At 43.1% G+C, this 14,930-nt stretch carries 15 protein-coding genes; 12 read left to right on the top strand and 3 right to left on the bottom strand.

Translation table 11 applies throughout. The features are described 5' to 3' along the window. Positions 1–7 precede the first annotated feature (7 nt). Positions 8–1,426, bottom strand: coding sequence for an ethanolamine ammonia-lyase reactivating factor EutA (locus AS030_RS17820; RefSeq protein ID WP_061974100.1), 1,419 nt, complete (start codon positions 1,424–1,426; stop codon positions 8–10). Positions 1,427–1,783: 357 nt separating this feature from the next. Between AS030_RS17820 and catA the strand changes: the two genes are divergently transcribed. Next, positions 1,784–2,431, top strand: coding sequence for a type A chloramphenicol O-acetyltransferase (gene catA, locus AS030_RS17825; RefSeq protein WP_061974103.1), 648 nt, complete (start codon positions 1,784–1,786; stop codon positions 2,429–2,431). 70 nt (positions 2,432–2,501) lie between these two features. Here catA and AS030_RS17830 read toward each other — a convergent pair whose 3' ends face one another. Next, positions 2,502–3,113 carry a FadR/GntR family transcriptional regulator gene (locus AS030_RS17830; protein WP_061974105.1) on the bottom strand — a complete coding sequence of 204 codons (612 nt, stop codon included), beginning with the start codon at positions 3,111–3,113 and terminating at the stop codon, positions 2,502–2,504. 180 nt (positions 3,114–3,293) lie between these two features. Here AS030_RS17830 and AS030_RS17835 point away from each other — a divergent pair, with 180 nt between their 5' ends. The 4 genes from AS030_RS17835 (at position 3,294) to AS030_RS17850 (ending at position 6,777) form a co-directional block, all read left to right on the top strand. Next, positions 3,294–4,016 carry a FadR/GntR family transcriptional regulator gene (locus AS030_RS17835; RefSeq protein ID WP_061974107.1) on the top strand — a complete coding sequence of 241 codons (723 nt, stop codon included), beginning with the start codon at positions 3,294–3,296 and terminating at the stop codon, positions 4,014–4,016. A 63-nt stretch (positions 4,017–4,079) separates the two neighbouring features. Beyond that, positions 4,080–4,763, top strand: coding sequence for an RraA family protein (locus AS030_RS17840; RefSeq protein WP_061974109.1), 684 nt, complete (start codon positions 4,080–4,082; stop codon positions 4,761–4,763). After that, positions 4,756–5,829, top strand: a complete 1,074-nt coding sequence (locus tag AS030_RS17845) for an Ldh family oxidoreductase (RefSeq protein ID WP_082635875.1) — start codon at positions 4,756–4,758, stop codon at positions 5,827–5,829. The genes AS030_RS17840 and AS030_RS17845 overlap by 8 nt, the downstream gene beginning before the upstream one ends. 33 nt (positions 5,830–5,862) lie before the next feature. Then, entirely contained in the window at positions 5,863–6,777 is a 915-nt protein-coding gene (locus AS030_RS17850) for a fumarylacetoacetate hydrolase family protein (RefSeq protein ID WP_061974111.1), read from the top strand. 39 nt (positions 6,778–6,816) lie between these two features. Here AS030_RS17850 and AS030_RS17855 read toward each other — a convergent pair whose 3' ends face one another. Continuing rightward, the gene (locus AS030_RS17855; protein ID WP_061974113.1) at positions 6,817–8,523 is read right to left on the bottom strand and encodes an IlvD/Edd family dehydratase; all 1,707 of its coding nucleotides are present in this window, start codon (positions 8,521–8,523) and stop codon (positions 6,817–6,819) included. A 259-nt stretch (positions 8,524–8,782) separates the two neighbouring features. Here AS030_RS17855 and AS030_RS17860 point away from each other — a divergent pair, with 259 nt between their 5' ends. The 7 genes from AS030_RS17860 (at position 8,783) to AS030_RS17890 (ending at position 14,919) form a co-directional block, all read left to right on the top strand. Further along, positions 8,783–10,066: a nickel pincer cofactor-dependent isomerase, group 22 gene (locus tag AS030_RS17860; protein WP_061974115.1), complete on the top strand. Its 1,284-nt coding sequence runs from the start codon at positions 8,783–8,785 to the stop codon at positions 10,064–10,066. Beyond that, complete coding sequence (locus tag AS030_RS17865; RefSeq protein ID WP_061974117.1) at positions 10,066–10,371, top strand: UxaA family hydrolase; 306 nt, start codon at positions 10,066–10,068, stop codon at positions 10,369–10,371. The genes AS030_RS17860 and AS030_RS17865 overlap by 1 nt, the downstream gene beginning before the upstream one ends. Then, on the top strand, positions 10,368–11,537 hold the full coding sequence (locus tag AS030_RS17870; protein WP_061974119.1) for a UxaA family hydrolase: 1,170 nt from the start codon (positions 10,368–10,370) through the stop codon (positions 11,535–11,537). Before AS030_RS17865 ends, AS030_RS17870 begins: the two co-directional genes overlap by 4 nt. Positions 11,538–11,576: 39 nt before the next feature. Further along, positions 11,577–12,569 (top strand): tripartite tricarboxylate transporter substrate binding protein, encoded by a 993-nt coding sequence (locus AS030_RS17875; RefSeq protein WP_061974121.1) that lies wholly within the window; start codon positions 11,577–11,579, stop codon positions 12,567–12,569. Between the two features lie 36 nt (positions 12,570–12,605). Beyond that, positions 12,606–13,586, top strand: coding sequence for a 2-hydroxyacid dehydrogenase (locus AS030_RS17880; protein ID WP_061974123.1), 981 nt, complete (start codon positions 12,606–12,608; stop codon positions 13,584–13,586). 26 nt (positions 13,587–13,612) lie between these two features. Next, the gene (locus AS030_RS17885) at positions 13,613–14,398 is read left to right on the top strand and encodes an SDR family oxidoreductase (protein ID WP_061974125.1); all 786 of its coding nucleotides are present in this window, start codon (positions 13,613–13,615) and stop codon (positions 14,396–14,398) included. Positions 14,399–14,469: 71 nt separating this feature from the next. Beyond that, positions 14,470–14,919, top strand: coding sequence for a tripartite tricarboxylate transporter TctB family protein (locus tag AS030_RS17890; protein WP_061974127.1), 450 nt, complete (start codon positions 14,470–14,472; stop codon positions 14,917–14,919). Positions 14,920–14,930 lie beyond the last annotated feature (11 nt).

The raw sequence follows: 14,930 nt of genomic DNA on the forward strand, positions 1-14,930 counted from the left end.
GTTTGGATTAGGATGAAAAAGCCAGTGTTTTTACCGAGACGGAAATAGCTTCTCCTGCGACTGGCAATCCTAAATCGATAAAGTCTCCATGTGTAAAATCAATCTGATCCAGACAAATGATATCGAGCGTTTTGCTCTGTTTGGCGAGGGCCTGCCCCAACGCTTTTGCGATATCCTGTTCACATAGGACGACAAGGCACTTTGCTTCCTTAAAACAAGCGGTAAATTCAGCAAGGATAACTTTTGTCAACTGCTGAAGCATTGTATAGCTGCAGTATGGAAAGTGAGATAACGCCAGAGCAACCGGAGGATCGTCCTCACTATAAAGAGTGGAAGCCTGTGTTAATGCTTGTTGAACCCGTTCTTGAAACCGCTCGGGCTCCCACTCCTCTTCCTGCTGTACGGGTACATCCACAATCGGAATGTTTTTTAGCGGAAGCCGGTCGGACTTGATATAGACGGTTGATCCGCTCACTTCCGTATTTTGCATACCGGCACCAATGACGGTTGCCCTTGCGGTTTCAGGTGCCTGAGATACACCCAGAGCTTGAAAATGATAGGCAAGAAGCGGGCTGATATCTCCGTGCACGGTCACTTCCTCTAACGTTTCCGGCTTTTTCCCTTTCGTCATGGCTCCCACACCGCCTGACACGAGCAGGGTATCGGGATGGATCGCGGACCTCGTATGAGGAGACACGAGCAGGGAAGAGGCTTTCCTGCTTCCTTTGACGTAATTGACCGTTTCTTCCGCCATCAGCTGGCAGATGGAAGAGAGTTGTTCGAAGCTCGCCTTTTCTCCTTTCCTCAATGGATTGAAACTGTTTTCTAAAAATTCAGTCAAATAGGAAGAGACGTAGGTCACTTGGCCGTCCTTATCCAGACGAATCAGTCTTCCGCCCACATGAAGGGTGAACGTCTCAATGACATTTCCGTCCTGACACAAAGCAATGTTGGCTGTGCCGCCACCCACATCGATATTTGCGATTATTTCACCGATTTGAGTGGAGCGTTCGATGGCTCCTGATCCTTTGGCGGCCAGCACGCCTTCCAAATCGGCTCCTGCTGTCGCAACCACAAAGTTTCCGGCATGCTCCGCCAGGTAATGAACGATTTTCTCCGCATTTTGCTTGCGGGCACTTTCGCCTGTAATGATAACCGCTCCCGCATGGACTTGTTCCAGGGTGACCCCGGCTTGTTTGTACTCCTTCTGTAGCAACTGCGTTAATTGCTCTACATCAATTTCAACTTCGTTTACCATAGGGGTGGTATAGATGGAACTGGCATACGTCACCCGGCGGTCGATAATTTGACAGCCTGGCAGCGTGAACTGATCGTGTGATTGTGCAATCAACAGCTCACTGATTATCAGTTTGGTTGTGCTTGTTCCAATATCTAATCCTATGCTTGTCATCCATTGCCGGGTCATATCACCAATTTTTCATCTCCTTTTGAATATGTTGACTATCATAGTACAGATTTCCGACATCTTTCACTAACTGTGTCACAAAATCTAACAAACTTTCATGTGAAAAAGGTTACAAAAGTTAAAATAGTGGCAGATTTGACGAGATGTAACCGCTTTCTAGCAGTCTAACATGTTTTAGCAAGGGAACGAAACAGGTAGTAAAGCCTATATCCGTTTGGGATGATACTCCCAGACTTATTGCGTTAAAAGGTATCCTACCATTCATGTTGAAAGTATAGAGTAGAGGTGAGGGAAATGGTCAAAGCAGATAAGTTCGCCTCCTAAAATCGCAAAATTACATTTTAGGAGGCAAATCAAATGGCATTTCATATCATTGATCGGAGAAATTGGGATCGAGCTCCCTATTATGAACATTATTTAAGCCAAAAGTGCAGCTATAGCGTAACGGCGAATATTGTTATTACGAAGTTGATAGAAAGGCTTCAGACCAAAAAACTGAAGTTTTACCCTGCATTTATTTACATGGTCAGTAAGGTAGTGAATGCACATACCGAATTTCGAACGTGCTTCAACAACGGGGTATTGGGCTATTGGGATCACATGCTGCCGAGTTATACGATCTTCCACAACGATACCAAAACCTTCTCCAGCATATGGACAGAGTTTTCGCCGGATTTTTCTGTATTTCATCATAACTTTAATCAAGATATGAAGCGATATGGCGATGTCCAGGGCTTTTTCACGAAAAGCCATGAAGCTCCAAACACCTTTCCGATCTCCATGGTACCGTGGGTCAGTTTCACAGGGTTCAACTTGAATATTAATGAAGACAACAACTATTTATTGCCCATCCTAACAGGCGGAAAGTATTTTAACCAGGACGGTAAAACACTTTTTCCATTAGCCGTACAAATGCATCATGCGGTCTGCGACGGCTATCATGTGAGTTTGTTTATTAATGAGGTTCAGGAGCTGGCTGACCGATGTGAGGAATGGATGTATTGAAACTGGTTTGTGGTACACCGAAAAGGCCCTTGAAGGATAACGGGCCTTTTCGGTGTATATCAGGGAGATTCTATTTGGCCAAGGTATCAAAAAAAGAAAGTAAGGTTTGTTGATCTTTCTTATAAAACGCGATTTTTAATTCATTTATTTCCATATTCATTTTCAACTCTGCAAAATAGCCTTTTTCCTCTAGTAAAAGGTAGATGGAATTCCACAGTGATAAGTAGTAGTCATTTGAAAGTTGTTTTCCTAGTTCATTAATCCATAAAGAAAACTCCCGCCAAGATTCTGTTGTGCTACTTTCCTGAAGGTTAACCGCTATTTTTTGTTCTAAAGAAAGCAAAAGTATCTCTTTTGCGTTTAAAAGTGCAATTTCAAAATACTTATGCAGGTTGGATGAGTCCATACTTTGACTAATCAATCGATAGGGAATAAGGAAAGGCGAAGGTTTAGAAACAAAGGTGCCGCCCCCTTGACGGGAATCCAAATAATTTAATAGTTCCAATATCCGAAGTCCTTCCCGAACCGAAGATCTGCTTACGCCTAATAGCTCGCTAAGTTCTCTTTCTGGTGGCAGTTTTGCTCCTTGTTCGAGATTTTCACTATATATATATTCAATGATTGACCGGGTTACTTCCTCGAACATTCTTGGAACGGTCCGTTTCGTATACTTTTTTTCCAATTCATCCACCCTTTAGCGTTTGTTACTTCTATTTTAACAAAAAGCCTTTTTGCACAGAACATAATTTTAGTATTGACTAAATAGTAGAAATTATTTAAAATTTCATTAAAGCTATATGGTATTTGGTCAGACCATATGAAAAAAATAAAATTAAAACATTGTTGTGAAAATGGTGATTGAATGGGTTTAAAACCGATTAAAAAGAGAAGGTTATTTGAAGAAATAATTGTTGCAATTGAGGAATACATCGAGGAAGAGAACATTTCTTCAGGTGAGCGGCTGCCTTCTGAAAATGAGCTGGCATCCCTTTTTCAAGTGAGCAAAACGGCTGTTCGTGAAGCGATGAGTGTCCTGCAAGCGAATGGGATCATTGAAAAACGGTCCGGAGCAGGTATCTTTTTGACCGATTTGCATGGAGACACCATAGCAGGACGTGTAACGAATAATCTTCTGTCTCAGAAGGATTACAGGGAAATCTTGGAGTTCAGGCGGGGGCTTGAAGTAGAAGCTGCTGCATTAGCGGCTGTCAATGCAACAGAAGAAGATCTAAGTGCCATTCGCGAGGCTCAAAGAAAACTATTGGAAGCACAAACATCAGGACGATTAGGTTTAGAGGAAGATTTTTTGTTTCATTATTCCATCATTCTCGCTTCTCACAATTCCATCTACAAAGAGGTCTTTGACAATGTAGCGGATAAGTTCGAAGAAGGAATTCGGATTAGTAAGCTGCAATCTTCAAAAGTGCCAGGCCGGTTTGTAGAAGTGTATGAAGAACATAATGATATTTTGGAGGGGGTGAAGAGCAGGGATCCAAAGAAAGCAGCAGATGCAATGCGTAACCATCTCATCAAGAATGAAAAGAAAATCTGGTCCAATCGGAAAGTAAAGAAAGAGCCTTTGTAGGCAGCCTTTACTTTTACCTAAATTGGTCTGACCATAATAAAATATGAAATAAGGAGGCTGTATATGGGGAATATAGGATTTCGAATCAGAAAACATTTCGAACGTGTAGACCCTGTCATTGTAAAGGAGTTTCAAGGAATAGCAACTGCCAATATAGGTGATGTGATGGGAAGGCTTTGGGCCATGGATCACACGATCAAACCTATTGGTCAACGTGGTATACATTTAGTTGGAAGCGCATTCACTGTTCGAACCCACCCCTCTGATAACCTTCTTGTACATAAGGCGATGGACCTGGCACAGCCTGGTGATGTCATTGTAATCGATGCTTTTGGAGACATGGGGAATGCCATACTGGGAGAGATTATGTGCCACTATGCGAAAACAAAAGGAATATCAGGGTATGTCGTAGATGGACCCGTACGAGACATTGAGGGAATCGCGAAAATGGGATTCCCGGTATTTTCGAAAGGGGTTAGTCCCCGGGGCCCTTATAAAGAAGGGCCTGGTGAGATCAATATGACTATCAGCTGTGGGAATGTACCTGTTGAGCCTGGTGATCTTATCGTCGGAGATGGAGATGGTGTCATGGTTGTTCCAAAAGAAGAGGCAGCCATTGTTCTGGAGAAGGCAAAAGCTCAGGAACGTCAAGAAGGAGCAATCATTCAATCCATTTATGAGGGAAAATGGGACAGGAGCTGGGTCGATGATTGTTTAAACCAGAAAGGATGTACGATTCTTGATTAATCTTGCTGAGGACCGTGTACAATGTCATGATTTAACAAACCTAATTAGAGAAATCTTTTTGAAAGCAGGTCTCGATGAGGAGCAGGCTATATTGATTTCAAGCCACTTGGTTAAAGCAAATTTAAGAGGTGTAGACTCACATGGTGTCAGCCGGGTAGGAATCTATACAAAACGGCTTGAACAGGGACTGGTCAATAAAGAATTCAAACCAGTACATCTTAAAGAAACCCCTGTCAGTCTGCTGATTGATGCCGGGAACTGTTCGGGTATTCCGGTAGCCCATTATGGGATGAACGCAGCTGTTAAAAAGGCAAAGACAGTAGGTATAGGCGTGGTTGGCATTCAAAACTCCAACCATTGCGGCATGCTGGCCGATTACACACGCATAGCTGTAGACGAGGATTGCATTGCAATTTCAACGACCAATGCACCTTCAACGATGCCGCCATGGGGAGCAAAAGAAAGGTTTTTTGGTACCAATCCGATTTCTTACGGAATTCCTGCGGGCAAAGAAGAAAATATTATTTTTGATATGGCGACAAGTAAAGTGGCAAAAGGCAAAATCATACTCGCTGAAAAAAGAAATCAGCAGATTCCACTTGGATGGGCCTTATCTTCAGATGGGGCACCAACTGTTGACCCAGCAGAAGCATTAAAAGGTGTCGTTTTGCCTGTTGGAGAACATAAGGGATATGGAATTGCTTTCCTTGTAGAATGCCTTTCCTCCTTATTTACTGGTGCTGCATACGGTCCGTATATCGGGGATCTTTACACGAATTTTAATGATAAGCAAAATGTTGGCCAGTTTTTCCTTGTCATGCGTGCTGACTTGTTCCAAGAAATAGAGTTGTTTAAACAAAGAGTAGATCAGATGATCCAGGAGATCCGCCGTTTACCTTTAATGGAAGGGGTGGAGAAGATTTATCTTCCTGGTGAGATTGAGAGAGACAACGAATTAGAAAGACGGGAGAAGGGGATCCCGCTTGGAAGGGAGACTGTCGAGGAATTAGTGACCCTAGCGAAGAGGTACAAGGTACAAGAATCGCTGATAGATCAGCTCGTTTAGGAATAAAAAAATAAAAAATAGAGGAGAATCAATATGCGATTATCAACTTTAGTAATAAACGGGGAAGAGCAAGCGGCGATCGTAACAAACAATGGAGCTATCTTGATAGAAACGATCAATGAACAATTTCAACAACGTTTTGAAACTACGGTTTTTAAAATCATTCAGTCTAATCAGCTCACTCGTCTAACAGATTGGTATGGTGCAAAGGAAGGCGAGGAGTTGGAGCAGGTGTGTGAAGTCATTCCGAAAGACCAATTCGAATATGCTCCTCTCTACAAACACCCAAGAAAAATATGGGGGATCGGCCTAAATTATGTGGAACACGCATCAGATCTTAGTGAAAAAGCCCCAAATACTGAACCGGCCAGCTTCATGAAGCCTGATACGACCATTATTGGTTATAATGATACGATTTTGGTCCCTTTCCAATCGGAACGAACAACAGCAGAGGCAGAGCTTGGAATTGTTATTGGACAGGAATGCAAAGATGTTTCTGAGGAAGATGCTCAGTCCGTCATCGCTGGTTACACGACGATCATTGATATGACAGCGGAAGATATTCTTCAGAGGAATCCCCGTTATCTAACACGTTCAAAGAGTTTCGATACGTTCTTTAGCTTTGGTCCTGAGCTCGTAACACCTGATGAAGTTGAAGATGTCCATGAATTGAACGTATCGACGATTATAAATGGTAACGTACATCGGAAAAACGTGGTGGCCAACATGACGTTCCGCCCTTGGGACCTCGTATCCTTCCATTCAAAAGTGATGACATTGCTGCCAGGGGACATTCTTTCAACAGGAACTCCTGGTGCAGTGGTAATTCGGGATGGAGATATTGTAGAATGCCAGATTGATGGCTTTACACCATTAATAAATAAAGTTGAAGACCTAAAGGTAACGAAAGCAAACCATCAAGCGGAAAAAGCAGTATCGAAAAACTAACACAAAACAAAACGCCATCCAAGAGATGGCGTTTTATTCTTATCTGACTTTTTCCTTTTGTGGAGCAAGCAGAAAATCAAAATCACAGCCTTCATCTGCCTGCATGACATGCTTTTGGTAGATGTGTGCATAACCTCTTTGCGCAATAACAGGTGGGCTCCACTGCTGTTTTCTGTTTGCTAATTCTTCGTCGGAGACTAAAAGTTGAATCCTTCGAGCTTCTACATCCACCTCGATTAGATCGCCTGTTTTAATCAGTCCGATCGGACCGCCAACAGCTGACTCTGGTGCGACATGAAGAATAACCGTTCCGAATGCCGTTCCGCTCATTCTGGCGTCGGAGATTCGTATCATATCCCTTACCCCCTTTTTCAGCAAACTCTGTGGAATGGGGAGCATTCCCGCTTCAGGCATGCCTGGTGCACCAACAGGCCCGGCATTTTGAAGAACCAGGATGTCATCTGCTTGTACATCTAGTGAAGGATCATCGATCAATTTTTCCAACTCCTGGGTGGATGAGAAAACAACAGCTCTGCCGCGATGGTGAAGAAGTTCTTTTGAGGCTGCTTTTGGCTTAATCACTGCACCATTCGGGGCAAGATTTCCTTTTAATACAGCGATTCCCCCTTCTTTATGTAGAGGTTGTTCAAACGGATAGATGATGTCCCGATAGACGTTCGAGACGGTGACTCCTTCCAGATTTTCTTTTAACGTAGTTCCAGTTACGGTTAATTCATACACATTTAAAATCGATTCCAATTCTTTCAAAACAGCAGGTGCTCCACCAGCTTTATAGAAATCCTCCATCTGGTATTTTCCTGCTGGACGCAGGTTTGCAATAAACGGTGTAGTTCTGCTTAATTGGTCAAAACGCTCAAGGGGCAGCTTAATTCCGAGCCTTCCTGCAATGGCGATCAAGTGGATCACTGCATTGGTCGAACCGCCTACCGCCATCAGTGCTCTGATGGCATTATCAAACGTGTTCTCAGTCATAATCTGGGAGGGCTTTATTCCCTTGATCGTTAGCTCTACAATTTTTTTGCCTGTGTCCATTGCATGCTTCAGCCGTCTGTTATGAGTAGCTGGTATAGCGGCCCCTCCAGGCAGCATCATTCCCAGTGCTTCGGCGCAAACGGCCATCGTGCTGGCGCTGCCCATGACCATACAGTGCCCGGCAGTAGGAGCTAATTCTTTATTGATGGCATCCTTTTCTTGTTCTGATATGCTGCCTCCTCGAAATTCTTGCCAAAAGAAACGGCAATCCGAACAGGCGCCCAGTGTTCTGCCTTCATATTCACCATTGTTCATGGGGCCCCCTGTAATCATAATGGAGGGAATATCCGCGCTGGCCGCTCCCATTAACTGAGAGGGGGTGACCTTATCACAGCCCCCTACTAAAACAACGCCGTCGATGGGCTGTGCCCGTATCATTTCTTCCGTATCCATGGCTGCCAGGTTCCGGTAGAGCATTGTTGTTGGGCTTGTATTTATTTCACCTAGCGAAATGGTAGGAAACTCCAGTGGGATTCCTCCGGCCATTAGCACGCCCTTTTTAACAGCTTCAATAAGAGGGCCGATATGAGTATGACACCGGTTAATCTCACTTTTCGTATTGCAAATGCCGATTACGGGTTTTTTGAAATCCTCTTGATCAAAACCTAAATGTCTGTTGAATGCCTGACGAATAAACTCACTAAAGCCTGGATCGCCATAAGAGGTAAGTTTTTTGTTGTTTTCACTTTTCAAACCTTAACACCCCTTTTTAATTAATTAATATGGTATGACCAATTTAATTTCGAATATTGTAACAAAACTAACGATAGCATGTAAGAAAGTGTTTTTCAATCCTTAATTAACGAAGAAATTTAGTAAATAAACATGTTGACAAAATTTTCAGACTTATAATACACTTAATTCATGGTAATTGTTGTCTGGAAAGGGATCTTTTATTCTAAATGGTCAGACCATATGAATATAATAAGTTATTCCGGTTAGGAGGGTGCTTATGCTTGAGCTTTTTGAGATTAAACAGAATTTTGCTTCTCCGTCTCTATCCCTCACTTTATTGAAAACAAAAATAGAAAAGGAAATGGATAGGCTTTTGTCCAACACACACTTGTCTGCAAATGCTTCGGTTGCTATTACTGCAGGCAGCAGGGGAATTACCAACATTGCATTTATTTTTAAGGTGATCGTGAAAGTTCTGCAGGATAGAGGTTTATCTCCTTTTCTGGTACCCGCGATGGGCAGTCATGGCGGAGCAACGGCAGAAGGCCAAATCGAAGTATTGGAACACTTGGGCATTACGGAGCAAACCATCGGTGCACCGATCCGTTCGTCAATGAATGTAGACTACATAGGTGAAACCAATAATGGAACTCCGGTTTATATGGATCAGCATTCATTTTCTGCCGATGGAATTATCGTTGTAAATCGTATTAAAGCCCATACTGCTTTCCGTGGAAAGGTAGAAAGCGGCCTAAGTAAAATGATTGCGATTGGTCTCGGAAAGATTAAAGGGGCGACATTTATTCATCAAGGCGGGGCTTTGAAAATGGCTGAAACAATTGAAAGCGTATCCAAAATGGCTTTGAAGCAATCTCCGATTCTTTTTGGCTTAGGCATTATAGAGAATGGATACGACGAAACAGCTGATCTTGTTGGGGTGACGAAGGAGGAATGGCATCAGAAAGAGACTGAACTCCTGGCTTGGTCAAAAACAATGATGCCCAGTCTTCCCGTTGACGATATTGATCTATTGATTGTGGAAGAAATGGGCAAGTGCTTTAGCGGAACAGGAATGGATCCAAATATTATCGGAAGGTGGCGCATCCAGGGTGTGCAGGAGCCAGAGCGTCCCACGATCAAACGGATTGCCGTCCTGGATCTGGCCGATCAATCATTTGGAAATGCCCAAGGTGTGGGCCTTGCCGACTTTATGACAGACGCATTATTTAAGAAGATAGACAGGAAATCCACGTATACGAATGCATTAACGAGTACCTACCTCCAAAGAGCCATGCTCCCTTTCATCTACGCCACAGAAGAAGAAGCCATCAGGACTGCTGTTCAAAGCTTGGGACCACAGGTAGACAATCATAAACTGAGGATCGTCCAGATCCCCAATACACTCCATTTAGGCAGAGTCATTGTATCAAAGAGCATTATCGAAGAACTCAAACAAACGAACAAATCATTCGATATCATCCGTCAGTTCAGAATGGAATTTAATGAGGTTGGCCATCTTCAATTCAAAATCACCCGTCATAAAGTAAAGGAGGTTTTGTAGTGGAAAAGATTGCTGCACAACGAAAGAAGTCCATTTTAGTCATTGATCCCGCTGATAATGTGGCGATTGCTTTGAAAGATTTGAAAAAAGGAGAACAGTGCTTCGTGGATGGAAGTGATCCGCCTGAATGGATTCCCCTTTTGGATGATATTCCATTCGGGCATAAACTAGCCATTCGAACGATGGAGAAAAATGAAAGCGTTTTAAAATACGGAGAAGAAATTGGAAGAATGAAAACGTCCGTAAATAAAGGCGGATGGATTCATACTCACAATTTGTACTGTGAAAGGGGAGGTGGAAAATGAACGATACATTTAAGGGATTTCTTCGCAATGATGGGAAAGTTGGTGTCCGGAATCATATTGCCATTATTCCATCTGTATTTTGTTCAGCAAAGGTAGCTGAACGAATAGCCTATCAAGTGCCTGGCTGTGTTTATTTCAGACATCCTGTCGGCTGCAGCCAAGTGGGTGAAGATTTGGAAATAACAGCAAAAACCCTGATCTCGATCGGGAAGAATCCAAACTTTGCCGGAGTCGTCGTCGTAGGGCTGGGGTGCGAGCGGTTTTCACCTTATGAATTAGCCGAAGGTATCGCTCCTGCCAATAAAATGCTGGAGACGGTTGTTATCCAGAAAGAAGGCGATTCATTGGCCGCCATTCAAAAAGGAAGCAGGATTGCAAGAGAGATGCAACAGATTGCCTCAAGACAGGTAAGAGAAGAAGTTCCTGTAAGTGAATTGACGATCGGATTAAATTGCGGAGGATCGGATATGACATCTGGACTCATTGCCAACCCGGCTCTCGGGCATGCATCCGATCGTTTGGTGAAAAACGGTGGTACTTCCTTGTTGAGTGAAATCACAGAATTGCTGGGAACAGAAGAGATACTGGCAAGAAGAGCTGTGAATGCTGAAGTTTCAAATGACATTCTCGAAACCGTGCGACGTACGGAAGAAAAGTTATTTAGACAAACACAACAATCAAGCAACATAGAACGGACACATCTCATTTCAAAAGGAAACTACGATGGCGGTTTATCCAGTGTGGTTGAAAAATCATTGGGCAGCATGAAGAAATCCGGTAAAGCCAGTTTCAGTGGTGTGGTCTCTTATGGAGAACAACCAAAATCAAAGGGGTTATACTTGCTTGATTCACCTGGCCATGATGGAGAAGTTTCAACAGGACAAGTTGCAGCTGGTGCCCAAATGATTCTTTTTCCTACAGGAAGAGGTACACCAACAGGGTTTCCAGGAGTTCCGGTCATTAAAATCACTGGTAATCCAAACACGTATCAACGTATGCAGGAAAATATTGATATCAATGCTGGTGAAGTCCTATTAGGTAATCAAACGTTAGAAGAAATGGGAGAGGGGATTTATCAAGAGATTATAGAAGTCGCATCCGGAAAACAGGTAAAAGCAGAAATATTGGGTCATGATGAACAGTTTTGCGTTACGCGTCTTCCGTGAAGACGTCTTAAATTAAAAAAACTGAGGGGTGTCATTGAAATGAAAAAGTTACTGTCAATGGTATTGATCATGGTTTTACTGCTTGCAGGTTGTGCCGGCAACAAAGCTTCTTCAGGATCAAGTAAAGGGGGTTCCGGAAATGCCAAGGGGTATCCTAAAAAGGCAATTAACGTTATTGTTGCCTATGAAGCGGGAGGAGGGACGGATTCTGGTGCCAGAATCATGCTGCCCTATGTCGAAAAAGAACTGGGTGTTCCTCTAAACGTGGTGAACAAGCCTGGAGGTGGAGGATGGATCGGCTGGTCTCAACTGGCCAATGCCAAGCCGGATGGCTATACGATCGGCTACATTAATACGCCAAACTTTATGACAGGTTACCTTGACCCGAAGTTTAAACGAAAAGAAAATCTTGAAAGCTTTACACCCATTGCCAATCATGTAACCGATCCAGGTGCCATCGCTATTCGTGCCGATGAGAAAAGATTTACCAATATAAAGGAATTGGTGGATTATGCCAAAAAGAAAAGATTAACAGCAACTTCTACAGGAGTAGGCAGTGATGATCATTATGCCTCTTTAAAAATGAACGACCAGTTAGGTACCAAGTTTGAGCCAGTACAAAATAAGGGTTCAGCAGAGAGCGTAACTTCCGTCCTTGGCGGACATGTGGACGTCCTGTTCGCTAACGTAGGAGAACTTATGAGTCTTCATAAAGAAGGAAAGATCAAGATCATTGGTGTGATGAATAAAGAAAGATCTACTTTTCTCCCAAAGGTCCCGACATTGGAGGAAAGCGGATATAAAGTGTATTCTTGGTCGGCACGCGGACTGGCGGCTCCAAAAGGTATAGATCCGGAACAGCTGAAAGTTCTTCAAGAGGCATTTGAAAAGGGGATAAAAAATAAAGAACAAGTAGAGAAGATGGGTAAATTAGGGCTCCAGGTTCAATATCTGGGTGGCCAAGACTATAAACATCTGCTGCAGAGTGATGAAGACGAGGTTAAAAAACTTGGCAAGCTGCTGGGCTGGTAAGACTGGGCAGCATCTAAAACGAATGGAGGCAAAGATGTGGGTTCGATCGTCATTTACTTTGATCGTGTTTTTCCAGCGTTTGAAAAAATCATCTACGAACACCTGCCATCTGGATTCAAACTATTATTCTGGCATGACCTTGATGAAAATGAGAGAGAACAGTACCTGCCACAAGCTGACTACTTGATCGTAGCCACAGAAAAGATCGGAGAAGAAATTTTATCCCTCGCGAAGAATGCAAAGCTGATACAAAAAACAGGAATTGGTGTAGACAACATTGATCTTGAAGCAGCAAAGAAGTACGCCATACCTGTTGCCAATACTCCCGGTGCAAATTCTTCCGGAGTGGCAGAGCTTACCATCCTGCTGATTTTAGCTCTTTATCGTAAGCTGCCACTTCTGAACAGCGAAACCAAAAAAGGGAATTGGTTAATGTGGGAGTTGCGTCCTTACTCGTATGAGATGGAAGGAAAGACCCACGGGTTCATCGGGTTTGGGAATATTGGCAGGGAAACAGCGAAGCGATCGAAGGTATTTGGAACGAACATTGTCTACTTTGACCAATACCGCTTAAATCCAGAGATAGAAGAGGAACTTCAAGCAGAGTATTGGCCATTAGAAAGGGTTCTCAGGGGTTCGGATATTATTAGCCTTCATCTTCCACTGCTTACGGAAACGAAGGGGTTAATCGGAAAAAAACAACTTTCCATGATGAAAGAGAACGCTGTTCTTATTAATGTGTCAAGAGGCGGAATCGTTGATGAAGGGGAATTATATCAGGCTCTTCATGCAAATACGATAGCCGGGGCAGGAATTGATGTATGGGAAAAAGAGCCGGCTGGGATGGACAATCCTCTTTTCACCTTGGAAAATGTTATTGCTACCCCGCATATTGGGGCAGGGACAAGAGATACGCTGAATCGGGTTCTGGCTACTGCCTTCCAAAACACTGCTAGAGTCGAACAGGGATACCAGGCAAATCACCTCGTACTGGACCCTGCAAAACTAGTTAAGTAAACCATATTAGGTAGAGGAGAGAGAGTATGAGATTAAATTTAGAAGGAAAGACAGCTCTTGTCGTAGCTTCAAGTCAGGGACTGGGAAAAGCTATTGCTCAAAAGCTCGTTGAAGAGGGTGCGAACGTGATGTTAACGAGCCGCAATCGAGAAAAACTGCAAGAGGTTCAACAAGAGCTTCAGAAACTAGGAAATGGGAAAGTCTCGTACTTTCCCTGTGATATAACAAAAGAAGAGAACGTAAAAGAGTTAGTTGCTGCTACTAGAAAAACGTTTGGAGATATCCAAATACTGGTCAATAACGCAGGAGGCCCGCCGGGTGGAACGTTTGAAAAATTTGAAGATAGAGATTGGTATCATGCCTTTGAATTAAATCTCTTAAGTTATATCCGGCTGATTCGGGAAGTGCTGCCAGATTTAAAGAAGGAAGGCGGCAAAATTATAAATATTGCATCCTCTTCTATTAAACAACCCATACCAGGGTTAATCCTCTCCAATACATTTCGGTTGGGCGTGCTGGGGCTATCAAAAAGTCTGGCAGAGGAGCTTGCACCGTACAACATTCTGGTGAATACAGTTGCACCTGGAAGGATTGCAACAGACCGTGTTGCTTTTCTTGATCAGCTTAAGGCGGATAATCAAGGGACTTCACGTGAGCAAGTTGAGGAAGCCTCCAAAAAAACAATCCCCCTCGGCCGGTATGGCAAACCTGAAGAGTTTGCTAATTTTGCCACTTTTCTCGTTTCCGAGGCCAATACGTACGTTACGGGAAGTTCTTTCCTGATTGATGGCGGGATGGTTAAATCCATTTAGGAGCTGCAAGGTTTCCTTCATTATTTTAAGTCAAAGGATGTTTAAAATCTTAAAAATGGCAGGTGGATCTCATGAAAAATCTAAACGTATGGGTAGGTATTTTTCTTCTTCTGTTTGCAGGGTTGATTTTCTATTTTGCTCTTTCGTATGACTATTACAGCAATATAGGACCTGGTCCAGGACTATTTCCGATTTGGTTGAGCGGCCTGCTGCTTATTCTTTCCATTATGTATATTGTAAGCGCTTTTAAAAAGGACGAGATTCGTTTTTCTGAAGTATTTCCAAAAGGAGCACAACGGAATAAAATCCTTAGAATTTTAGGGTCCATCCTTTTGTTCATCCTGATTTCTCCTTACGCAGGATTTACACTTTCAGGAACAGTTGTTTTGTGTATTTTGTTCATAGGAGAAATGAAGTGGTACACAGCAGTCGGTACATCCGTAGTAACTACAGTCGTTGTATTTCTCATCTTTAATACATTCTTAGGTGTTCCATTACCTATGAATGCATTTGGATGGTAAGGAGGCAGACG

This window comes from Fictibacillus enclensis, assembly GCF_001457035.1.
GTDB lineage: Bacteria > Bacillota > Bacilli > Bacillales > Fictibacillaceae > Fictibacillus_C > Fictibacillus_C enclensis.